Consider the following 21978-nt stretch of genomic DNA (forward strand, 5'->3'; position numbering starts at 1 on the left):
GGGAAAGTTTTGCCAGGCGGCAATATCTCCCCGCGACCCTTTCCGGCCTTATTCCTATTTCGGGAATCCCGGATGCGGACTTGAGCGGTTTTTACCGGACGATGTGATTCAGTGGCTGAAACGCTTGGCCGCGAGGCCTTCCGGCGATATCACGCTCAGGAAATAGTTTCCGGCCGGCAGTCCCTGCACGGGAATGGCCTGCAGCTGCGGGCCCGGGATGGAACCCGAGCGCAGGATTTTACCGGCCAGGGAAATCAACTCCCAACGGGCGGGCAAGCGGCCAGGCCAAGCCAGTTCCAGACGGTCCCCGCGCAGGGTGGCTTCCGGATAGGCGCGCATCCCGCGGCGGGCGGCCAAGCGGGTCGGAGGCGCGGAAAGGGCGCGATAGAAGATATGCGCCAGGGAATCCTGGCCCGCTTTGTTGGGGTGCACGCCGTCCGGGACCAGGCTTTTCAGGTTCTGGAAAGGGGTGTTGGGATCGATGATGGGAAGGCCCTTATCCGCCGCGACCAGGCGTATGGCGGGAATGGTGGAGTCCTTGATGATGTCGTTGCTGATGCCGTTGTAGGGCCAAGCGCCGTTCACTTGCCAGGCGGGCACGGGCAAAACCGCCCAAACGACGGGATGCGAAGGGATGCCGCGCAACGTATCCACCATGGCACGGTAATCCCGCACGTACCGGGCCTTGTTCCAGTCCGCGGCGCGGGAATCGTTGGTGCCGAGTTTAACGGTGATGATATTCGGTTTCAGGGCGAACACCTGCGGAAGCCTTCCGAGCTTCCCCCAATAGGAAGAAGCGGGTTGCGCGTCCTTCTGCATGTACAGGCCGGTAACGCCGTCGTTCTCGACGAAATAACCGCGGCCCAGCAGCATATTCAATCGGATCGGATACGCGTCCGCTTCCACCGCGTCCGCGGCGGATCCCGGAAATGCGTAGTCCGTAATGCTGTTTCCGATGCACGCGATGCGGGTGGCTTTTTCCTTGAAGGCCCGGAAGATGGCGGTGGCGATGGAGTCGGCGCCTTCGTCATTTGGGTGTACGCCGTCCGAGAAGAGGGCGCTCTTATTGAGCAAGGGCGTATGGGTATCGATGATATTGAGATTGTTGCTCTGTGCGACCTGCTTGATGAGGGGGATCACTTCGTTCTCGATGACGGTTCCGCTGATGCTGAAGCCGTTCGCCCAGGCGGGCGCAGGCAGGCAGAGCCAAATCTGGGGTTTCGGGGAAATCCGGCCCAGGGTATCGATCAAGGATTGCAGATCCTGGGCGAAGTCGGCCTTATGGGTCCAATTGTAATCCTTGGAATCGTTGGTGCCGAGCTTGATGGAGATGATATCCGGCTTGAAGGCGAAGACGTTCGCCAGCTTTCCCTTGGTCCAATACGGCGTATCGCCCTTCTTGAGCAAGGTGCAGCCGGATACGCCGTCGTTCTCCACCTGGAAGGCCGGCCCCAGCTTGTTTCCCAATTGGATGGGGTAGGCGACGGTGGCACCGGCGCCCTCCGTGATGCTATTGCCGATGCAGGCCCACTTGATGGGCCGCGTGGTCTGGGCCTGCCCCAGCGCTAGGGCGGCGGCAAGGAACATGGGAACGATTCTAAGCATTCTTCTCTCTACTGGATATGGCCGCTAGGTCGCGGCCGATTCGGCATGGAAAGCCCGGTTCCGTCTGGAACCCGAACAGGAATGGGATTTGAGGGTAAATATAGGCAGCCGGACGAAGTACGCTTCGGGAAACATCGAGGCAGCCTTCCTCGCCAAATCGTCTCACTGGAGGAAACGCATGTCTCAACGTGGCACATCGATGGACCGGCCATGGGCGAATTTATCTTAAAAATAAGGCCTATCGGTCCGGGTACCTTCCGGCACCCGCTTTGCTTTTTGGGGGCTCTATGAACGAACTCACCCACATGGCCAACGAGGCCCTCCAGAAGGCCCAAGAGATCAAGCTCCAGGGCCGGCACGTGGAGCTGACCTCCCTGCATTTGGCCGCCGGGCTCATGCGCTCCGCTTACGATTTCCTCGAACCTTCCCTGGCCGATGCGGGCGTCAAAGCCATCGCCTTCGCCGAGGATCTGGAAGCCGCCGCCGCGAGGCAGCCGAAGGAGCAAGGCGGCGAAAGCGACCGCACCTCTCCCGACCTGCACAAGGTTCTGCAGGCGGCCAAGCGCATCAGCCTGGACATGGGGGATACCGTTGTTACCGTCGAGCATCTCTTGCTGGCCTTGGAGAAGGCGGAGATGTTCGATTTGAAAAGCGTTTTGGATAAGCATCGGATCGATTTCAAGAAGCTGAAAGGCGCACTCATGAAGAACAGGAACAGCGGCCAGGGCGAGGGCGCCGGAGCGCATGGCGAGAACGCCGAGCAACAATACAAGGTGCTGGAGAAGTACGGGCATGAGCTCGTGGCCCGGGCCCGCGAAGGCAAGCTAGATCCGGTCATCGGGCGCGAAGAGGAGATCCGCCGGGTGATCCGCATCCTGTCGCGTAAGACCAAGAACAATCCCGTACTGGTGGGGGAGCCCGGCGTGGGGAAGACCGCCATCGTGGAAGGTTTGGCTCAACGCATCGTGAAGGGGGACGTGCCCGAATCCCTGAAGGGCAAGAAGATCTATAGCCTGGACATGGGCGCTCTCATCGCCGGGGCCAAGTACCGGGGCGAGTTCGAAGAACGCCTCAAGGCCGTACTGAAGGAATTGGAGAAGGAGCAAGGGACCTTGCTCTTCATCGATGAATTGCACACCATCGTCGGGGCGGGGAAGACCGAAGGATCCATGGACGTGGGCAACCTCCTGAAGCCCAAGCTGGCGCGCGGCGAACTGCACTGCATCGGCGCGACCACCTTGAACGAATACAAGCAGCATATCGAAAAGGACGCGGCCCTGGAGAGGCGGTTCCAGCCAGTGACCGTGCCTGAACCCACCCCCGACGAAAGCGTTTCCATCCTGCGCGGCATCAAGGAGCGCTTCGACCGGCATCATGGCGTGCGCATCCAGGACAACGCCATCGTGGCCGCCGTAAAGCTGTCTTCCCGCTACATCGCCGATCGCTTCCTGCCGGACAAGGCCATCGACCTGATGGACGAGGCCGCCGCCATGGTCAAGACGCAATTGGACACGGCCCCGGAGGAATTGGACACCTTGGGCCGGCGCCTTTTGCAGATGCAGATCGAGGAACAGGCCCTTAAGCAGGAGAAGGACGAGAAAAGCAAGGAACGGCTGCTGGTTCTCCGCGGCGAAATCGCGTCGTTGCGCGAGCAGGTGGAAACCATGCAGCGCCAATGGGAGGCCCATGCGCGCCAGATCCAAAAGGTGCGGGGGCTGCAGGGAGAGGTGGATAAGGTCAAGCAGCAAATCGAAAAGGCGGAAGCCGAATACGATCTCAACCGCGCGGCGGAGCTGAAATACAAGACCCTGCGCGAGGCCGAACGCAAGTTGCAAGAGGCCCAGCATGCGGCCTCCCAGGTGAAGGTCGGCGGCATCGAATTCCACGAAGAGGTGACCGAGGACGAAATCGCCGAGGTGGTTTCCCGCTGGACGGGAATCCCCGTGACGCGCCTCCAGGAAGCGGAGAAGGACAAGCTGCTGAATCTGCCGGACCATCTGGCCAAGCGCGTGGTGGGACAGCGCATGGGCATCCAAGCCCTGTCGCACGCCATCCTGCGCAACCGCTCGGGACTGGGCCGCGAGAACCGGCCCATCGGAAGCTTCTTGTTCCTCGGGCCCACCGGCGTGGGCAAGACCGAGCTGACCAAGGCGGTGGCCGAGTTCCTGTTCGACAGCGAGAACTACGTCATCCGGCTGGACATGAGCGAGTACATGGAAAAGCACGCCGTCTCCAAGCTGATCGGCGCGCCTCCGGGATACGTAGGCTACGAGGAAGGCGGCCAATTGACCGAGGCCGTGCGGCGCCAGCCCTACGCGGTCGTTCTCCTGGACGAGGTCGAGAAGGCCCATCCGGACGTGTTCAACATCCTTTTGCAGGTGCTCGACGAGGGCCGCCTCTCCGATTCGCAAGGCCGGACGGTATCTTTCAAGAACACCATCATCGTGATGACCTCGAACATCGGCTCGCAGAAGTTCGCCGCCGCGGAATCGCCCATCACCGTGGACGATCTGATGCCGGACATCCGGAAGTTCTTCCGCATCGAATTCGTGAACCGCATCGACGAGATCATCGTCTTCCAATCGCTGGCGAAGGAAGAGTTGGTCAAGATCGCCGAGCTGCGCTTCCGCGACCTTTCCAAGCGGCTGCGCGATCGCGGCATCGAAGCCGAGATCACGGCGGCAGCGGCCAAGGCCGTGGCCGAGAAGTCCTACGATCCGCAATACGGGGCGCGGCCCATCAACCGGTACATCCAAACCCATCTGGAGAACCCGCTCAGCCGCCTGCTCATCGCGGGCGAACTGAAATCCGGCGATGCCTTGAAGGTGGACTTCCGCAACGATGCTTTCGCCTTCGACACCACCCCGGGGGCGGTTCCCGGAGCCGCTGCCGAGGCGGCCGCCAAGCCGGGGGCCAAAAACCCCAAGTCCAAGCCTGCGGCGGGCGCCAAGCAAGACGTGGAGGACGAAGAGTTCATCGAAGTCGATTAATCGCTAGAATCGGCGGTTCCCCCGGCGGGACCGCCCATTCCATTCCCGGTAATTCAGGGAAATCCGCCAATACCTCGCAGGAAATCGGCTCCCCGCGCGTTATATTGAATATCGGCCGGCTCCAGTCGGCCGAGGGGATAGGGGGGTCGGATGTCCAAGTTCATCATCGCCATGCTGGCGGTTTGCTCCACGGTGCTGTTGCCGCGTACGGCCCAGGCTAAGACCTTTTCCGGCGATCATTACTCCATCGGTTTCGGAACCGCCTGGGATACCGTGCAGACCCATTCCATCCTCGGCAAATACCTGGGGCTACAAGGTATGGCGACCATGACCGCGGACCTCGGAACGTCGCTTCCCAACCTCGACTCCCTGACCGCCGCCTACTCGGACAGCCTGGGCGGGAAGATTACCAAGGACTCCAGCGGGCGCATGACCATCGGGAAGTACGATGTGCATTGGCAGAAATTCACTTACGACAGCCTGCCCAAGTTGAGCGCCGCCGTTTCGAAAGCCACCGGCATGTCGACCACTTTGAAGAAGGGCGAATTCCGGGTGTACTACCTGAACTCCACCGGGGTCAGCTTTTCGATCGCGTGCATGTCGATCGTCTCAGGGGTGAAGGCCCCGTATGCCGACGTGGAAGCGGCTCTCGCGACCTTGACCTTGACCACCCAGACCGGCATCATCCCCCTCGCGCCCGGGTTCTCCCGCGATATCTGGGTGAAAGACGGCAAGCTGGGCGGCGGATGGCTGAAGGCGAACCGCGTCTTCGCGGTGGAATGCTACGATACGCGCGGCGCGTTCCTGGGCCAAGCGACCCATGCCGCGGAAGGCGCCTGGCAATTGCCGAAAGCGCAGGCGGAGATGCTGGTGCGCTTGAAGACCGCGAGCGGGAACGGGATGCATTTCCTGGTGCGGCCGTAAGGCTTTCCAAACCGCGGTTCGACGGTTTTCCGGAAAACCTTCCTACGCCCGCATTCTAATTATTTTCCTCCGACCCCCTCGGAGGCCCTATGTCCCTTGTACTCAACGCGACCGTCTGGAACGAGTTCATCCACGAGCGGCGTCCCGGCAAGCCGCAAGAGATCTATCCGCAAGGCATCCATGCGGCCATAGCCGGGCATTTGAACGCGCATCCCGGCATCCGCGCCCGCACCGCCACCCTCGATGAACCCGAACACGGCCTTACCGCCGAAGTCCTGGCGGGCACCGACGTGTTGTTCTGGTGGGGGCATCTGGCGCATGACAAGGTGGACGACGCCATCGTGAAGCGGGTGCAGGCCGAGGTATTGGCGGGCATGGGCCTGGTGGTGCTGCATTCGGGGCATGCGTCGAAAGTGTTCACCGCCCTCCTCGGGACCCACTGCTCCCTGCGCTGGCGCGAGGCGGACGAACGCGAGATCATCTGGAACATCGCCCCCGGCCACCCCATCGCCCGCGGGGTCGGCGATCGCATTGATTTGCCCCAGCACGAGATGTACGGCGAGCGGCACGATATCCCGGAGCCCGACCAGGTGGTTTTCATTTCGTGGTTCGCGGGCGGGAACGTGTTCCGCAGCGGCTGCACCTTCACCCGCGGGTTGGGGCGGATCTTCTACTTCAGCCCGGGGCATGAGACCTATCCCATCTACCACCGCCCGGACATCCTGCAAATCCTCACCAATGCCGCCCGCTGGGGGGGCGAATTCTCCGCGGCGGAAAGGGCCCGCGCGGGGGGCGTTCCCCGGCATTTCGCGCAGGCCAGCCGTAACGAGAAGGATCCGGCGCAACCGCTGACTTAATCGGTCGCCGGGTGCCGGCTTGCAGGGCCGCTACGGCCTGGGCCGGGGGTATAATTCACGCGCTGGTCGGTACAAAAGCCGCGCTGGCCGCGGGTAGCTTCCGGGAGGCGGATTTTCCCCTCCCTTGATCCGTTTTGCCTCATTAATCTATATATCACCGCTGCCGCATGCGGGAGAAGGCGGGATCCGCAATTCTTCGCGCCTTCACATCCGGAAAGGAATGGCCATGGCCGTGAAACCCTTCGAACCGAAATTCATGAAGATGGGCGTGCTCACCGCCGCCCTCCAGGAACTCACGCCCCGGGAAATCCGCGATGCCGATCCCGATAAGGCGATCGAGGACTGGCTGCAATTCGCGCGCGAACTGGAAGTCCCCAACATCCAGCTCTCGTCCGCCCTGCATCCCAGCGAGAGCGACGTGCCCGCCGAGGCCATGCTCGATCCGACCGCCAACCACCTCGATCTGCGCAAGCCCTTCGATCGCAAGCGCGCCGAGCGCGTGCTCGCGGCCATGAAGGAAACCCGGGTGGGCATGACCGACCTGGCCTACTTCGACAACATGCTCGTCGATCACGACGCGAACCGCAAGAAGAAGCACGACTTCATGATCCGCTGCATGGACGCCGCGGTGTTGCTGGGGCTGAAGGCCGTGTGCGGTTTCATCGGGCGCAACATCAAGCTGTCGATGGACCAGAACTACGACATGTTCGAAAAGGAATTCGTGCCGCTCCTGAAGGCCGCCAAGGATCGCGGGCTGCAATACCGGGTGGAGCAATGCCCCATGCCGGGCTGGAATCCGACTGATCTCTGGGTGAACAACATCGGGCACGTGCCCGCCGCCTGGATCGCCTTGCACCGCATCGCCGAGAAGCACGGCGTGGGCGACGCTTTCCGCGTCCATTACGATCCGTCCCATGCCATCCTGATGGGCCAGGATACCCGCGCCAACTTCCAGTACCTGAAGGACGAGGGCTACGGCTTCATCATCGCGGGCTTCCACGTCAAGGGCCAGGTGATCGATCCGAAGGGCGTCGCCGCCTGGGGTTATCAGGGCCAGGCCGCGCAACGCGGCGATTGGAAGAACGGCAAGGTCTCGGAAAACCCGGCCGATCTCCTCAACGCCTGGAAGAAGCAGGTTTCCTATAGCATGCATGAACTGCCTGGCACCGCCAAGCATGACCCGCTCGCCTACCTGCAGAACCGCACGGTGGATTGGCTGGATCACCAGTTGGCCGCCCGCGAGCTCTTGCAGCTCAACGTGGCCGAGACGCCATTGCTGGTGGAACACGAATATCCGCCGGCGCGCATCCAGGACAAGGAAAAGCTGAAGCCGATCCTCAAAGGCTCGCTGGCCTTCACCCGCTGCATCGACGAGACCGCCGGCTGCATGTTCGCTCTCCACGAGAGCATGAAGGCGCAGGGGATCGCGGTGCAGGGCGTGGGGCGCGAAGCCTACCGTTCCTGATAAAGAAAGGGTTAAGGGTACAGGGTACAGGGTTAAGGGCGTTGGGGAAAATAGAGGCGTTTCTAACCCTTTACCCTTTACCCTGTACCCTTAAATCCCGTACCCTTTCGAAGCAAAAATCGCAACCAGAAGAAGGATGAGCCATGGCACAGCGGAAACTTAGAGGCGGAATGGTCGGCGGCGGCATCGGGGCCTTCATCGGTCCGGTCCACCGGATGGCGGCGACCTTGGACAACGAGGCGGAATTCGTGGCGGGGGCCTTTTCCCGCGACCCCGAGAAGTCCCGCAAATCGGGCGAGGAACTGGGGCTCGATGCCTCCCGCGTTTACGGTAGCTTCAAGGAAATGGCCGAGAAGGAAGCCAAGCTTCCGGCCGACAAGCGCATCGATTTCGTCTCCATCGTGGTCCCGAACAATAGCCACTACGAAGCGGCCAAGGCCTTCCTGGAGGCCGGCATCAACGTGATCTGCGACAAGCCCATGACCACCACCTTGGCCGATGCCAAGGCCCTGCGGGAACTGGTCAAGAAGAGCGGCAAGGTCTTCGCCCTCACCCACAACTATACCGGTTATCCCATGGTCAAACAGGCCCGCCACATGGTGCAGAGCGGCCTGCTGGGGAAGATCAACAAGGTGGTTTGCGAGTATCCCCAAGGTTGGATGAGCGGGCTCATCACCAGCCCGGGGAACGCCATCGGCATGTGGCGCATGGATCCCAAGGTGGCCGGCGGCTCCGGCTGCATGGGGGATCTGGGGACCCACGGCGAGAACCTGATCCGCTATATCACCGGGCTGGAAATCGAAGAGGTATGCGCCGACCTCACCACCTTCGTGAAGGGGAACGGGCTCGAGGATGACGGCAATTTGCTGTTGCACTTCAAGGGCGGCGCCCGGGGCATCCTCTACGCTTCCCAGATCTCCGCGGGGGAGGAAAATCCCCTCAGCATCCGCGTGTACGGAACCAAGCTGGGCCTGGAGTGGCGGCAAGAGGATCCCAATTACCTGCTGGTCAAGGATCCTGCCGGCACCATCACCCGCTGGTCCAAGGGCAATTCCAACCTCTGCAAGGAGGCGCAGGAAGCCGCCCGCCTGATCTGGGGCCATCCCGACGGGTATATCGAGGCTTTCGCCAACATCTACCGGGAAGCCTATAAGGGCATACGGGCGTTGCAAGCCGGGCAGAATATCCCCGCCCTGGACCATCCCACCGCCGATGACGGCGTGATCGGCGTCGCGTTTATAGACGCGTTGCTGGCGAGCAACAAATCCAGCAGCAAGTGGACCCGCATGGAGGCCTAAGGGCCGCCATCAGGTCAAGGGATCAAGGACTCGATACGGGACGCATGCAGCGGCGAGGAGGGTAACATGGCGGTTAAGATCGGCATCGTAGGCGCGGGGTGGATGGCGGCCTATCACGTGAGCGGCTTCCGGAGCGCCGGGGCCGAGGTAGTGGCCATCGCGGACATGAATCCCGAAGCCGCCGCGGCGGCCGCGAAGAAGTACGGCGTGGACAAGCACTTCGGCGGCGCGGGCGAGATGTATAGCGCCCTGAAGGATCTGGACGCCATCTCCATCATCACGCCCAACGCCTTCCACCAATCCCTGGCCCTGGAGGCCCTGGCCCAAGGCAAGCACGTTTTCTGCGAGAAGCCGCCGGCCTTGAACGCGGCCGGCGTGGAGGAAATGGCCGCCGCCGCCAAGCAACGCGGCAAGATCCTCATGTTCAATTTCAACAACCGCGCCCGGCCCGAAGCCTACGCCATGCGCAATTACATCCGCTCCGGCGCTGTCGGCCGCATCGATTCCGCCCAGGCCTCCTGGATCCGGCGCACCGGCATCCCCGGTTTCGGCGGCTGGTTCACCAATAAGAAGATGTCGGGGGGAGGCCCCTTGATCGATCTTCTGCACATGATTGATCTCGCCCTCCACTTCATGGACTATCCCGAGCCCGCTTACGTGCTTGGGCAGACCTTCGACGGCCATATCGGCAACCCCGCGTTCAAAGGGCCCTGGGGCATCCCGGACGTCAAGAACGGCGTTACCGACGTGGAAGCCGCCGCCCATGGCTTCGTGACCTTCAAGTCCGGCCAGATCCTCTCCATCCGCAACTCGTGGGCGGAGATGAACAAGCGCGAGGAAGTTTCGGTGGTGTTCCAAGGCCAGAAGGCGGGCGGCATGATGCAACGCCTGTTCAAGGTGGACGGCATCGATTCCACCAGCATCGATACCTGCGAGCTGTATACACAGGAGAACGGCTATTCCGTGAACCGCAACATCGTTACGGAACCGGACGAGGCCATGGGCCGCACGCGCTCCGCCAAGAACTTCGCCCTCCACCTGGAAGGGAAGGAAGAGCCGCTGAATACGGCCGACGAGGCCGTGAAGCTGATGAAAATCATCGACGGAATCTACGCTTCGGCCAAAACGGGCCGGCCGGTGGAGATTCGCTAAGGGACGTCCTGACGGGATTCCGACCTTAGCATTGTCACCAACGAATCGCCGGCAAGGATAGCCGGAAATAAACTTCGACGGAAACGGGCGCTCCCCTTTCCCCGGAGGCGAAGACGATGGGGCGCACTTCATCGCCGTCAGCGATGGATTCCATCAGATTGTTGGATCGGCTGCGCTCACGCAACCATGAGTAGCCCACTCGGGTCCCCGCCGACATGAATCCGGCGAAGTCGAGTTCCGCCGTGATGCCCGCCCCGGTTAGTTCATACCGATCGATGAGCGCCCCGCTGTAGGAGTCGCCGTTCGGAAATCCGCCTTGGACCAAGGTGTACCGGTTCACGCCCGTCTGCCGCATGATGTCGGCCCCGAGGAAAGCCGCGGTGAGGGAATCGTGCAGGATCCTGCGCGCCGCCCCCAGGTTCTGGCGGGAATATTTTTCCTCCAACCGGGAGTCGCAGAAAAGGCAGAAGCTATGGGCATCCACCCAGGTCCAGGTCCCCGTAAATTTCCAATCCCGGCCCGGGGTCAAGGATAGGCCGGCATGGGGGATATAGTTGACGTTTTCCGTGGACCGGTAGGGACGAAAGCGCGCCGCGTCCCCGAAGTTCATGCCCGAACCCAGGAAGGCTTCGATCCTGCCTGCCGCTGCGGGCGGAACGAGGATGGCGCAAATCGCGATGGCCCGGCAAGCGGGTATTCCGATTCTCAAGGGCCGGTTTGGACGCGTTTAACGGATTGCACGTATAGATCCCCGTAGAGTTTGACGCCGCAGTCCGGGCAAATGGTATGCGTGAAATCGGCATGGCTGCGCTTTTGGATGTATTCCTCGATGGGGCTCCAGTGGTTCTCGCCATCGCGGATCTTCTTGCAACTCGCGCAGACGCTCATCATCCCTTCCAAAAGGCGGATCTTATGCAGGATCTTCATCTGGATATACAGGGCCAGTATGAACAGGCATGCGACCCAGATGGTATCCAGGAGTCCCGCCAGCCGGGAATTGCCTATGGGAAAATCCTTCCCGATGAATTTGGGGATGAGCCATTCATCGTCGATGGAAATGAAAACGATGAGCGCGGCGAAGCAGATGGCTTCGATGACGATGAGACGGCGGATGAGATAGGTCCCCGCGAGTTTCATGCGCGCGGGATCCGGCTTCGGGGTTTTCATCCCGCCGCCGGCCGCGGAAGGTTCTCCACTTTGGCCGCCAGGATGAAATCGTTATCCGATAGGCCCCCGACCGCGTGGGTCCACAAGGTTATGCCCACCTTGCCCCAGGAGAGGGCGATGTCGGGATGATGATCCTGGGCTTCCGCCAGGGCCCCTACGCGGTTCGTGAATTCCAGCGCCTGTTTGAAGTCTTTGAAGTCGAATTGCTTTTCGAGCTTCTTCCCATCCCGTACTTTCCAGTCATGGCCCAATCCGGACTTCAGCTTTTCCAGGGCTTCGCCCGCCAATGGCGGCGCGCCTTTCTTACTCGGCTTGCAATCCCGCTCTGCCAACGATTCGAATTCCTGCATACGAACCTCCCAAGGCCGCCCGCTCCCGGCCATCCGATGAAGATAAAATAACGATTCGACGCTTCCCGCGGGGGATACCAGGCCAGAAGCTTACGCCTACGCTATATTGATTTGCCTAGGGCCGGGGTTTTTTCGGGCTTACGAACGGGGCAAGGGCATGATGGGAATGGGTAAGGTATTCCGCGCTTCCATGGTCATTCTATCCTTGGCTGCCGCGGCCCGATCGCAAACCTCCACGGTGCAGCTCCCTAAGCCGGATTCGGCGGGATGGATCAAGCTGTGGCGCGGGGATAATCCCCAGGATTTTTTCACCTATTACAGCCCGACCAGCAGCAATAACGCCTTCCCGGACAATACCTTCAAGTTCAGCAAGGACACCATCGTGGTCTCGGGAACGCCTACCGGCCATATCATGTTCAAGCAGTCGTTTTCCCATTACCGCATCCGCTTCGAGCAGATGGAGCCTACCAAAATCGGGAATTGCGGCATGATCGTCCATGTCCAGATGGGCGACCCCGTCCTGTTCGGCTCATTCCCCCGCTCCATCGAATGCCAGGGCGATCCCACCCAAGGCATCGGCCAGGTTTGGTGCATCAGCAGCGTATGGGTCTCCGTGCATGCGAAAACCGGAAGCGGTGCCCCCCGCTATGATCCCACGGCGCCGCTGATTACCTACGGGGCCAAGGATGACAACTCCCGCCAGATCCTCGGCGTGAAGGAACCGGCCGAGGCACTCAACGAATGGGTGCTCGTCGAGGCCGAGGTGCATGGCTCGGACAGCCTGGCCCATTTCGTACGGGGCGAGACCATGATCAAGTATTCGAATCCCCATGTCGGGCCGGCCAACAATCCCAACCAGGTGGATAAGGTCCTGAAAAGCGGTCTGGTGGCGTGGCAATCCGAAGGCGTGCCGGTGCGTTACCGCAATATCTACATCAAGCTGTTCAAGGAAGATCCCTTGTACGCTTCCCTTTACGGGACCACCGGCATAGCCGATTACCGGATCCTGCCCAAGGCGGGCGTCAAGCCGGCGCTGCGGATGGAAGCCGGGGTCTTGAGCGTTGTGCGCGGGTCCCAAGCCTTGACTCTGACGGGACAGGCCTTGCCCGTCAAAGGACTCTGAAAGTTCGATAACCGGTTTTCGCTAGGCCCGTTTGCATCCACCGATTGGAACGGCTCGGCTAGGGAATAAGGAGCGCGCCCGAGCTGGCCTTTTGCGCAACGTTGACCCGTACCATGTACATCCCGCGGCTGAGCGTAGAGGTATTCAGGCGAACCTCGGAGCCCATGACCCCACGCATTTCCAAGCGCTTGGCGCCGCGCAGGTCATAGACCGCGATATCCTTGGGAGCCGATGCGTCGCCAAGGAAGCGCAGGATATTCCCATCCTTCCCGGATATCATCCTCCAGGCGGCTTCCGGCGCCTTGGAGGCTACTCCCGTAGTCGGCTGGAATTTGTAATCCGTTCCCGGGCCGAACTTGTTCAGGGTATAGAGCGCGAAATTGGCGAAGAGGGCGGTACCGTCATCAGCCGTGATGTTGGAGAAGTTGATTTTCACGACCCGGCCCGTCTGCAAGCCGGATAGGGTCAAGGTCGCATGCAGCTTATCGGCCGAAAGGACGGCCGAGCTCACAGTCAGGTTCGTCGCATTCGACATGTTGCCGGCGCCATAACCCGAAGCGGGGATATTCTGCCAGATGCGCGCCTTGTAATTGGCGGCCACCGCGGCCGATGCTCCCGCCGGCTTGGTGAACTCGATGTCGAAGCTGTTGTTGGAGCGATTGCGGACGGCCAGCACGTCGAAGGCCAACTTGCCGTTGGGCGCCAGGACGTCAAAGCCCGAAACCATCGCGGCTCGCCCGTTCCAGCTTCCCGAACTTCCCGCCAGCCCCAGGTAGATCCGGCCGGCCGGGCCCTCCTTGATGCGGAACACCCCGTCGATGCCGCTCTTCACGAAGGGAATGACGCATCCCTGCAAATCGCCGCCGACGTTCTCGGTGAATACCCGGACGATCTTGTTCGCATGGTCCTGTACGGTTTCCCCCACCAGCATCTGGCCGGCATACGTCCCCTGGCTCAGCACCGCGCCGTTCCCCCAGGATCGGCCGGTCGCATCGGTCCCGTCCGCGTAATTGGACCAGGCCAAGGGAGGGGTTTCGGCATTGTTGTTGGCGGTCTGGCAGGCGTTGGCCGGATTGGTCTGGTGCCCGTAGAACTTTCCCGCCTTGACGTTGATCACCTTGGACGAAGGCAACCAAGTTCCCTGGTTATCGGTGACGAAGAGGTCCTCGCCGTTGGTCCACATGCCGTTGGGATTGCGGAAGCCGCAGGCGTAGGCCGAGCTGGTTCCGTCCTTGTTGAGCTTATAGAGCGTGGAGCGTCCCGGCAGGGCCGAGCCCCCGTACTCGGGAGAACCCCAATCCGGGCCGCCGATATGCACGTCCGACGACAAGGCGGCGTAGAAGGACCCGTTCAGGTAGCCCAGATCATAGGCGAAGTTCAGCATCCCGTTGTCCGAAGGGAAGGCCTCGTTGATGCTGTTGTATTGATCGGCCACCCCGTCGCTGTCGGTATCGAGGAGCTGGGTCAGGGCTTCCTTCTCCATCACGTAGATGACGTTGTCCACGATTTTCAGGCCCATGGCATTGTCCAAGCCCGTGGCGAAACGCGTCACCTTGATCCCGCTGGAACCCTTGTCCAGGCCCGAGAAGATGAACACCGAACCCGGAATGCCCCATTCCACCAAGGCCACCCGGCCGTCCGGAAACACGTCCATGCCGCCCGTGAGGGGTAAGGCCGCGTTCAAGGCCGGGGGCGTGAAAAGGTTGGATGGGGTGAAGGTAGCGCCCTCGCGCGTGTAGGAGGGATGGACTTGGGCCATGGCGGCACTGGCGGCCAGGCAGGGAATCAGCAGGGAGTACAAAGGATTCTTCATGTTGCTTCCTCTCAATTCCAGGTCCCGTTGAGGGTGGCGGTGCCATTTGCCGAAATGGTCAGGTACATCGGATTGGTGCCCGAGATGGCGCCACCGCTTTGGGCCGTCCAGGTCTCGGTGGCTACGCCTCCGTTGAGCTTCAGGCGCACGCTTTGGCCCGTGCCGAGCCCGCTCACGGCGATGGCCCGGCGGATGCCGCCGCTGCCGCCCGCCACGTACTCCGGCGTCTCAGCGATCTCCACCGTGTTGGCGCTGGCGAGGATGGAGTAGCGGAAGGTGACCGCATTGCCTTTCAAGGTATAGCCGCGGAAAACCGTGCGGGACGTGGCCGTGGCGCCGTTGTCCTGGAAATCCCACAAGGCGGCCGCCTTGTTCTGGTGCAGGATGGCCCCTCCGCTGAAGGTCTGCACCTGCCCATATGTCGTCTGGGTGTAGGCGGAGTTGTTGTCTTTGGCGGTGCCGGTACGGGTCATGAACAGGCCGCCGTTTTCGGTGCTGTAGAACGCCGTGAAATTGGCGTTCAGGAGGACCGCCACCAATCGGTTCTTGTTACCGCTCGGCCGGGAGGCGTTATCCAGGTTAAGGGCCGTCCGATATACCCACGGATCCCGCGGGCGGGTTTGGGAGAAAGCCGTAGCGGCCAGGGCAAATACCATCGTACTGGTTATCCATCCCTTCATTTCCATTCCTCCTGATAAAAAGTGGCTATAGTCGTAGGCAGCAAGTAGGTCCAGGATACGAGCCGCGTCAGATGCCCCAAGCGATCTGGGTCATCCAATACCAATCCCCTTTGCCGACCGTGATCTCGTTATGGTCGAATTGCGGACCGTAGAAATAACGGGAAGACACCATTCGCATATGGTCGTTCGCGGCTTGGCCCGAAATGGTAATGAACTTCCCGATCTTCTTCTGGACCAGCAGGCTCCATTTGAAATCATCGTGCTTGGCCAGATCATTCCAATCGTTTTTGGAAGCGACGGTGTCCGAAGGGATGGGGAATATCGGAAGCGGAATGGCCTCGTTCGCGATCTGGGCCGTATTGTTGAGCCAAGGGGATTTGAACCACTCTACTTGCAAGGAGATGAGGTCGAGAAAGCGGAAGCCGGGGAGGTTCACGCCGGCCATGATGGGCATACGTTCCGATCTCTTGGTATAGAAAACCGGATAGTTGCGCACCCCGAGCAGGGCCACTTCCGAATAAAACTTCAAATCCTCGGGGCCGAACATGTCCGATGCGAAGGCTTTCTTGAGATCAAGGGTGGCCCGGGCCATGGCCAGCACGCCTGCATTCGTGAAATATTCGAGCTTGGGGGACGCCGGAGTGCGGGCGGGATCCGTCAAGGAGTCTACGAGAACGAAATCCGCTTGGGCGGCCGCGGCCTTCGCGCTATCGGCGGCCGTGTGCTTCTTGTAATAGAACTGGGCCTGATAGCTGTAATAATTGGTATTGGCCGTATAGTCCTTGCCTTGATAATTGAAGTAGGCGTTCGTGGCCGAGGGCTTCGAGGTGCGCGAGGGCTTTACGGGAATGAGGCGCTTGAAATCCACCCCGGCGCCCACGTCCAGCAGGCCGTCGGCGATGGAATAGCCCGTGATGATGCCGAGGGACCAATCGTAAAGAGGCGCCAGGTTCGTTTCCGTGGTCAGGAGAAAGTCCGCCCGGAAATGGCCCAGCCTCAGGGACGATTTGGCGCCTTGGAGATCGGCCGAGGCGTTGTTGACCAACACGTACCCGCCTGTCATGGTGTAGGCCGGGTAGGCCCCCGAGCGGTACAGGTACTCGCCTAGATCGGAGGCCTCGCTGTTGTACTTATACGGGAACATGCCGGCGCCGAGGGTGAGCCAGGGATTTGCCGGATCCCCGAAATGATAATCCGCCATGGCTTTGGTAGGGCCGATGAAGAATCCCTTGCGCTGGCTGCCGTAAAAGCCCGGGTCCAACCTTTCCGGCTTGCGGTACTCGAATACCCCTCCCAGGCCGCCCGACAGGAAAAGGCGATCGTTGACGACGGCCTCCTTGCTGAGGAAGGCGCCGAAATGATCGATCCAGTCGTTGGTCCAGACTTCCCCGACATTGCTCGGCCCGATTTTGTAAATGCCTTTCGCAAGCATGCCTTCCTCGGAAAAGGCGCCGACGGCCATCGGCTTCGATACGACCTTGACATCATCCTCCGCAACGGCGGAAGCCAGCCCGAAAATCGCGAGGGCCAAGGCCGATATGTGCATGGGCGTGTGCATGGTCGCTACCCCTTTATGTCCCAGGCAAGCTGGAACATCCAATACCAGCTCGAGGATTTGTGGAGGATTTCGTTCGGCTCGAAGCGCGATCCGTAGTACCAATCCGTGCCGATGGTGCGCATGTGATCCCGGGCGACCTGGGCGTTGAAAGTGAGCCCTCCCAGCACCCGCTTCCGCATCAAAATGGACCAGGATATATTGTCTTTGGTGGTCAGATCGTTCCATTCCCTCCCGGAAAACAGGTTATCCTCGGGGAGATAGGGAACGGCCCAGTTTTTCTGTCCCATGGTATAGGTGTTGTTCAGGTTCGGGGAATTGAAGTACTCGAACTGTACCGAAAACAGATCCACCCACTTGAAAGTAGGCAGGTTGAACCCTACCATGATGGGCATGCGTTCGGTGATTTTTTTGTAATACACCGGATAACTCTCGACTCCCAGCACGGCCACTTCGGCATACAGGCGGAGATCGGAAGGGGAAAAATCGCCTCCAGGGATGAGCTTCTTCAGATCCAGGCTGGCCCGGGCCATGAGCATGATGCCGGCGGGCGTGTAGTACTGGGCGCCGGGAACATGCCCGGTCGAATCGACCCACGGCCCGCCTAGGGCCAGGGAATCGACGATGGCGCTCAGGGCGTGGCTGCGCGCCGTATAGGCATTGCCAATGGCGCTGTCGGCCGGGGTATTCTTCGCGTAGGCCTCGCTCGCCTTGCTGGTCAGGAAGGAGGCGGGATTCTTGTAATAGGCCGCGTCGCCGGAGAACCATACGCCCCTTTTCTTGAAATAGGAGTTCTCCAAGTCTTCCACCCGCGTCTTTTCCGGCTTGATCTGGATCAGGCGCTTGAAGTTCACTCCCGCCCCGATGTCGAGCAGGCCGTCGCCTAGTTGCAAGTCTCCCAGGAATGCCAGGGACCAATCGTAAAGGGGCGGCAGGCCGGTCTCCGTCGTCAGCAGCGCATCCAGGGTCAGTTTACCCAGGCCGGCGTGGCCATGAAAGCCCTGCAGTACCGTGGTCTGATCGCCGATGGCGGTCAGGCCGCCATTGCCTCCCGTCATGATGGAGGTAGGGTAAGGCTGGGAACGGAACAAGTAATCCCCGAGGTCGTTGGCGTCCGGGTTGTATTTGAACGGGAACATGCCTCCGCCCAGGCTGATCCAGTCCTGCTCGACGCCGCCGAAGTGGTACATGGCTTTGGCGACCGAAGGCCCGATGTAGAACAGCTTGTATTGGCTGCCGCCGAACTCTTCGCCCGACTTCTCCGGCTTGGGGAATTCGAAAATCCCGCCCAGGCCGCCTTGCAGGACCAGGTTGTTCCCGACCACCGCTTCCTGGACGAAATACGATCCGAACCGATCGACCCACTCATTGTTCATTTCCTGGATGGGCGTGGATCCCAACAGGCCTTTGCGGATCATCCCGAATTCCTGCAATGCCCCGAATTGGAGCGGGCGCAACTTGACTTCCGGCTTATCCTCGGCGTTGGCCCCCATGGCAAGCGCGGCCCAAATCAGGAGCGCGATCCGGTTCATCTTCATGCCGGCTCCCCTTCCGTTCCCGGCCATCCAGGCCGTGCCCTGCCCAACGGCGGGGCCGTTGGGACCCAAAACCACCTGCCGGGCAATCGCGTCCGCGGCGCTCATATGCCGAACCCGAATTGGAGCATCCAATACCAATCGCCGGGCCGGCCCAGCACCTGGGTCGGCTCGGGGGCGGTCCAGGTTTCGATGCTCACGGTGCGGATATGGTCCCGGGCCGCCTGGGCGGCGATGTAGGCGCTTCCGGCAATGCGTTTCTTGGCCAGTATCGACCAGGAGAAATCGTCCTTCTTGGTGATGTCCGCATAGGAGGATACGGAACGCACCTTGTCGCTGCCCAATACCAGGTCGGGCACGGCGGAATTGAAATTCACTAATGCGCCGTAAGAATTCAGGTAGGGCGATTTATAGTATTCCATCTCGACCGAAAGCAGGTCCAGGATGCCGAAGGTCGGCAAGTTAATGCCCGCCATGATGGGGATCCGTTGGCTGATGTCCGTATAGAATACCGGATAGTCCTTGACGCCGAGGATGGCGGCCTCGCAATAGAGCCTAAGGTCCTGCTCTCCCATGGATTGGGAAGGGAACAGCTTCTTCAGGTCGAGGGACGCGCGGACCATGGCGATAAGGCCGCTCTGCGTGAAGTAGTGCAATTGGATGTTGTCGGCGGCCGCATTGTCCACCCAACTCCGAACGCTATCCGCGGTGGACTTATCCGCGTCGGCGCGGGCGATATAGTCGGCCGCGTGGGCGGGATCCTCTACGGCGCGACGGCGGTAGAAATTGGAGGACTCGAGGTAGATGGCATCGTTGGCGGAATAGGTTTTCCCGTCCTTCTCGAAGTAGGCGTTGGTCGGGTGATGCCGGGTGGTCAGCGAAGGTTTCACCGGTACGAGATGCTTGTAATTGAGTCCCGCGCCGACCTCGAGCAAGCCGCCCGCGGTCCGGTACTTGGCTACGGCCGCCGCGGATAGGTCATAGAGGGATGGCATCGAGGTTTCCGTGATCAGGAAAAAATCGGCCGAGAGGTTTCCTGAGGCGTAGGCCGCGCGCAGGGCTTGCAATTGGACCGACGAGTTGTTTACGAACCATAGGCCGCCCGAGGTGACGTAACCCGGATAGGCCCCGGATCGGAACAAGTATTCGCCCAGGTTGCTGGCGTCGCGATTGTACTTATAGTCGAACATCCCGAATTGAAGGCCGAAGCCCTGCCCGTCGCGGGCCAGCGACCCGTAACGGATATCCGCCACGGAAGGGCCGGTGAAGAAATTCTTGTACTGGGTGCCGCCCCATTGGGAAGAGATCACTTCGCGTTTCTGGTACTCGAAAACGCCTCCCAATCCCACGTCGAAGGCCAGGTTCCCGCCGGCCTGTGCGGACTGGGAGACGTAAGCGCCGAAATGATCCACCCATTCGTTCTTGAAGTCGAATTGGCCGTATTGGCCGCTGCGCATCAATCCGAACTCGGAGAAGCCGCCGAACGCGAGCGGCTTATATTCGACTTGGATATCCTCGCACCAGGCGCCGGCCACGAGCCCCGCGCCTATGGCTATAAGGCCGATTTTTTGCACCATCATCTCGCCCCGGAAATTGGAACTGCCCGAGTAATTGAATTCGGAAACCTGGGAAATCTGCTCTCTCGCCGCATATCTTGCAAGGGAATCGTGGCCCAGGTAGCACCCATGTTACCTATGGCCCGCCGCGCCGTTAGGCGGCGCCGGCAGGATGCCAAGGCCGCCCTTGCGCGGTCGGAAGCGAAGGATTTCGCCTGAGGAATCAGAACACGTTGATCTTGCGGGTCACGGATCCGCCTGCCATGTCCAGCTTCAGGAAGTAGATCCCGGCCTTAAGGTTGCCGGTGAAGATGGCCTTCCGGCCGCCTTCCGAGATAAGCCCATGGTTCGCTGCCGTGCCGTCCAGGCTAACCAGGCGGGCGGCGCTCGCCTTGCCTTCAGGCAGGTCCACCTCCAGGCCGGCGCCGGTGCGGAAAACCGGGAAGCCGCCATGGAAGGCCTTGTCGCCCGCGAGCCCGGTGGAGGGGCATACCGAACCATCGGGCTTGATCGGGCCGAAGCAAGGGGACTCGGTGATCATGAAGTTCTTGATCTGCCATTTGCCGCCATGATCCCCTTGCAGCCCGATATAGCCTTCCGTGATGAATCCGGTACCTACGTCTTGGCGGCCGGGGACCAGGTTGGTAAGCGTACGGGGGCCTTCCGACACCCATTTGCTCACGTTATATTGCGTCCAAAAGTCCTGGCTATGGTACTTGTACCCGACCACCTTGACTTCATTGGACCAATGTTCGACGCTGTCCCCTTTGCAAACGATGCGGGCGGTGTTCCATTTGCCGGTGGAGAAATCGTTGTAAGGCACCGGATTCGGGGGGGCGTACAGATCGTAGGCCGCTCCGGGATTATCCTTCCCCAGGTTGGTCACGTTATTGATGGCGTACTCGACGCCCGTCAGCCAGATGCGATCCTGGGTCACGAACGCCCGGTAAATGACTCCCTCGTTGCCGTCGGTCTTATAGGTCCAACGCAGTTCGAAATCCTTGTACTTCTTTTTGGAACGGGTATCGCTTTTGTTGTTCGTCGTACCGGCGGGGAGGGTGAGGGTTTTGTCGGTGGTGTTCACCTTCCAACCGGCGTCGAGGTTGGTGTTGGTGGAATCCCCTTTCACGTAATCCACGAAATTATCCTGGAAGCTTTTCAGGGTACCGTCGAAAAGGAGTTTGTATCCTTCCGCCGTTTCAACCGGGGTCAGGACGTTATCGTCCGCCCGCGCGATCCCGTTGCCTAAGGAATAAAAGGCCAGTGATGCAATAATCCATTTTTTCATCAATCCACTCCCCTCGAAGTCGTAGTACCCCTAGAACAAAACCGGCAGCGCCGAAGGCCAGGTCGCCTCAGAATCCCGCTTTCCCTGACCTTTGCCCCCCGTAGCCGGAAACCTGGCGGTTAGACAGGCCGAACGGAGCGTATTTCGGAGGTTGGGGAATGGGTATTGCAGCGTTCTGGTAGCGCTCCGTATCCATGCCTGAAAGGATGAGATCGCTCAAGCCTTTCGCATGAGGTTAGTTTCCTTTTTTCGGCATGGCCCCCTAAAAATAGGACCGACCCTATTTTTTCGGTATGCCAGGCCTACTTGTCCTAAGTTATGGCGTTTTTATGCAATAAATGATGGGTTTTTTATTGGGCTCACAAGAAATAGGTCCGCGGTAGGTGTTTTACCTCGTATAAAACCGCACTTGCCGGGGCGCATTGCATGACCGTCCGCAGCATGGTTTCGCTGCGGTCGCGTCTGCTTAATCCTGGGGGAAATCCGGTGACAAACCAGCACGGAAACGCGAACGCAACCGCCTGAAGCGGGAACTCTGATCCTAGCGGAGGGCTAAATTCCTATATTCGACGCGGTTTTTAGGGCTGCCGCCGCCGTTCCGGCGGGGCCTTAGGGGAGGT

General features: G+C 60.5%; 17 protein-coding genes. 7 read left to right on the forward strand and 10 right to left on the reverse strand.

The features are described 5' to 3' along the window. Window positions 1-108 precede the first annotated feature (108 nt). On the reverse strand, window positions 109-1605 hold the full coding sequence (locus JF616_06030) for a hypothetical protein (protein ID MBW8887304.1): 1497 nt from the start codon (window positions 1603-1605) through the stop codon (window positions 109-111). 287 nt (window positions 1606-1892) lie between these two features. Between JF616_06030 and JF616_06035 the strand changes: the two genes are divergently transcribed. The 6 genes from JF616_06035 (at window position 1893) to JF616_06060 (ending at window position 10291) form a co-directional block, all read left to right on the forward strand. Next, entirely contained in the window at window positions 1893-4595 is a 2703-nt protein-coding gene (locus JF616_06035) for an AAA family ATPase (protein ID MBW8887305.1), read from the forward strand. A gap of 150 nt (window positions 4596-4745) precedes the next feature. Beyond that, entirely contained in the window at window positions 4746-5519 is a 774-nt protein-coding gene (locus JF616_06040) for a hypothetical protein (protein MBW8887306.1), read from the forward strand. A gap of 89 nt (window positions 5520-5608) precedes the next feature. After that, a complete protein-coding gene (locus JF616_06045) occupies window positions 5609-6376 on the forward strand; it encodes a ThuA domain-containing protein (protein MBW8887307.1) in 768 nt (255 codons plus the stop codon). Window positions 6377-6602: 226 nt separating this feature from the next. Continuing rightward, the gene (locus JF616_06050; protein MBW8887308.1) at window positions 6603-7841 is read left to right on the forward strand and encodes a TIM barrel protein; all 1239 of its coding nucleotides are present in this window, start codon (window positions 6603-6605) and stop codon (window positions 7839-7841) included. Between the two features lie 170 nt (window positions 7842-8011). Continuing rightward, window positions 8012-9139 carry a Gfo/Idh/MocA family oxidoreductase gene (locus tag JF616_06055; protein ID MBW8887309.1) on the forward strand — a complete coding sequence of 376 codons (1128 nt, stop codon included), beginning with the start codon at window positions 8012-8014 and terminating at the stop codon, window positions 9137-9139. Between the two features lie 66 nt (window positions 9140-9205). Beyond that, entirely contained in the window at window positions 9206-10291 is a 1086-nt protein-coding gene (locus JF616_06060) for a Gfo/Idh/MocA family oxidoreductase (protein ID MBW8887310.1), read from the forward strand. Window positions 10292-10325: 34 nt separating this feature from the next. Here JF616_06060 and JF616_06065 read toward each other — a convergent pair whose 3' ends face one another. From JF616_06065 to JF616_06075, 3 genes are read right to left on the reverse strand one after another with little or no spacing between them, the layout of a single operon-like run. Then, window positions 10326-11000, reverse strand: a complete 675-nt coding sequence (locus tag JF616_06065) for a hypothetical protein (GenBank protein MBW8887311.1) — start codon at window positions 10998-11000, stop codon at window positions 10326-10328. Beyond that, window positions 10997-11458 (reverse strand): hypothetical protein, encoded by a 462-nt coding sequence (locus JF616_06070; GenBank protein MBW8887312.1) that lies wholly within the window; start codon window positions 11456-11458, stop codon window positions 10997-10999. Before JF616_06070 ends, JF616_06065 begins: the two co-directional genes overlap by 4 nt. Beyond that, complete coding sequence (locus tag JF616_06075; protein MBW8887313.1) at window positions 11455-11808, reverse strand: 4a-hydroxytetrahydrobiopterin dehydratase; 354 nt, start codon at window positions 11806-11808, stop codon at window positions 11455-11457. The genes JF616_06070 and JF616_06075 overlap by 4 nt, the downstream gene beginning before the upstream one ends. 166 nt (window positions 11809-11974) lie before the next feature. Between JF616_06075 and JF616_06080 the strand changes: the two genes are divergently transcribed. Next, the gene (locus JF616_06080; GenBank protein MBW8887314.1) at window positions 11975-12931 is read left to right on the forward strand and encodes a DUF1080 domain-containing protein; all 957 of its coding nucleotides are present in this window, start codon (window positions 11975-11977) and stop codon (window positions 12929-12931) included. Between the two features lie 58 nt (window positions 12932-12989). On the opposite strand, the gene JF616_06085 is transcribed toward JF616_06080, so the two are convergent. The 6 genes from JF616_06085 to JF616_06110 form a co-directional block, all read right to left on the reverse strand. Next, entirely contained in the window at window positions 12990-14744 is a 1755-nt protein-coding gene (locus JF616_06085) for a hypothetical protein (GenBank protein MBW8887315.1), read from the reverse strand. Window positions 14745-14755: 11 nt separating this feature from the next. Continuing rightward, window positions 14756-15424, reverse strand: a complete 669-nt coding sequence (locus tag JF616_06090) for a hypothetical protein (GenBank protein ID MBW8887316.1) — start codon at window positions 15422-15424, stop codon at window positions 14756-14758. A gap of 67 nt (window positions 15425-15491) precedes the next feature. Continuing rightward, window positions 15492-16982 carry a hypothetical protein gene (locus JF616_06095; protein ID MBW8887317.1) on the reverse strand — a complete coding sequence of 497 codons (1491 nt, stop codon included), beginning with the start codon at window positions 16980-16982 and terminating at the stop codon, window positions 15492-15494. A 5-nt stretch (window positions 16983-16987) separates the two neighbouring features. Continuing rightward, window positions 16988-18517 carry a hypothetical protein gene (locus tag JF616_06100; protein MBW8887318.1) on the reverse strand — a complete coding sequence of 510 codons (1530 nt, stop codon included), beginning with the start codon at window positions 18515-18517 and terminating at the stop codon, window positions 16988-16990. A 101-nt stretch (window positions 18518-18618) separates the two neighbouring features. Further along, window positions 18619-20094, reverse strand: coding sequence for a hypothetical protein (locus tag JF616_06105; GenBank protein ID MBW8887319.1), 1476 nt, complete (start codon window positions 20092-20094; stop codon window positions 18619-18621). Between the two features lie 199 nt (window positions 20095-20293). Beyond that, the gene (locus tag JF616_06110) at window positions 20294-21358 is read right to left on the reverse strand and encodes a DUF1080 domain-containing protein (protein ID MBW8887320.1); all 1065 of its coding nucleotides are present in this window, start codon (window positions 21356-21358) and stop codon (window positions 20294-20296) included. Window positions 21359-21978 lie beyond the last annotated feature (620 nt).

This window comes from Fibrobacterota bacterium (assembly GCA_019509785.1).
GTDB lineage: Bacteria > Fibrobacterota > Fibrobacteria > UBA11236 > UBA11236 > Chersky-265.

What these genes read in the sequence shown, in the direction of transcription:
- JF616_06030 (MBW8887304.1), bottom strand. Translation starts at nt 1,605, where the DNA reads ATGCTTAGAATCGTTCCCATGTTCCTTGCCGCCGCCCTAGCGCTGGGG.
- JF616_06035 (MBW8887305.1), top strand. Translation starts at nt 1,893, where the DNA reads ATGAACGAACTCACCCACATGGCCAACGAGGCCCTCCAGAAGGCCCAA.
- JF616_06040 (MBW8887306.1), top strand. Translation starts at nt 4,746, where the DNA reads ATGTCCAAGTTCATCATCGCCATGCTGGCGGTTTGCTCCACGGTGCTG.
- JF616_06045 (MBW8887307.1), top strand. Translation starts at nt 5,609, where the DNA reads ATGTCCCTTGTACTCAACGCGACCGTCTGGAACGAGTTCATCCACGAG.
- JF616_06050 (MBW8887308.1), top strand. Translation starts at nt 6,603, where the DNA reads ATGGCCGTGAAACCCTTCGAACCGAAATTCATGAAGATGGGCGTGCTC.
- JF616_06055 (MBW8887309.1), top strand. Translation starts at nt 8,012, where the DNA reads ATGGTCGGCGGCGGCATCGGGGCCTTCATCGGTCCGGTCCACCGGATG.
- JF616_06060 (MBW8887310.1), top strand. Translation starts at nt 9,206, where the DNA reads ATGGCGGTTAAGATCGGCATCGTAGGCGCGGGGTGGATGGCGGCCTAT.
- JF616_06070 (MBW8887312.1), bottom strand. Translation starts at nt 11,458, where the DNA reads ATGAAAACCCCGAAGCCGGATCCCGCGCGCATGAAACTCGCGGGGACC.
- JF616_06075 (MBW8887313.1), bottom strand. Translation starts at nt 11,808, where the DNA reads ATGCAGGAATTCGAATCGTTGGCAGAGCGGGATTGCAAGCCGAGTAAG.
- JF616_06080 (MBW8887314.1), top strand. Translation starts at nt 11,975, where the DNA reads ATGGGTAAGGTATTCCGCGCTTCCATGGTCATTCTATCCTTGGCTGCC.
- JF616_06085 (MBW8887315.1), bottom strand. Translation starts at nt 14,744, where the DNA reads ATGAAGAATCCTTTGTACTCCCTGCTGATTCCCTGCCTGGCCGCCAGT.
- JF616_06090 (MBW8887316.1), bottom strand. Translation starts at nt 15,424, where the DNA reads ATGAAGGGATGGATAACCAGTACGATGGTATTTGCCCTGGCCGCTACG.
- JF616_06095 (MBW8887317.1), bottom strand. Translation starts at nt 16,982, where the DNA reads ATGCACACGCCCATGCACATATCGGCCTTGGCCCTCGCGATTTTCGGG.
- JF616_06100 (MBW8887318.1), bottom strand. Translation starts at nt 18,517, where the DNA reads ATGAAGATGAACCGGATCGCGCTCCTGATTTGGGCCGCGCTTGCCATG.
- JF616_06105 (MBW8887319.1), bottom strand. Translation starts at nt 20,094, where the DNA reads ATGATGGTGCAAAAAATCGGCCTTATAGCCATAGGCGCGGGGCTCGTG.
- JF616_06110 (MBW8887320.1), bottom strand. Translation starts at nt 21,358, where the DNA reads ATGAAAAAATGGATTATTGCATCACTGGCCTTTTATTCCTTAGGCAAC.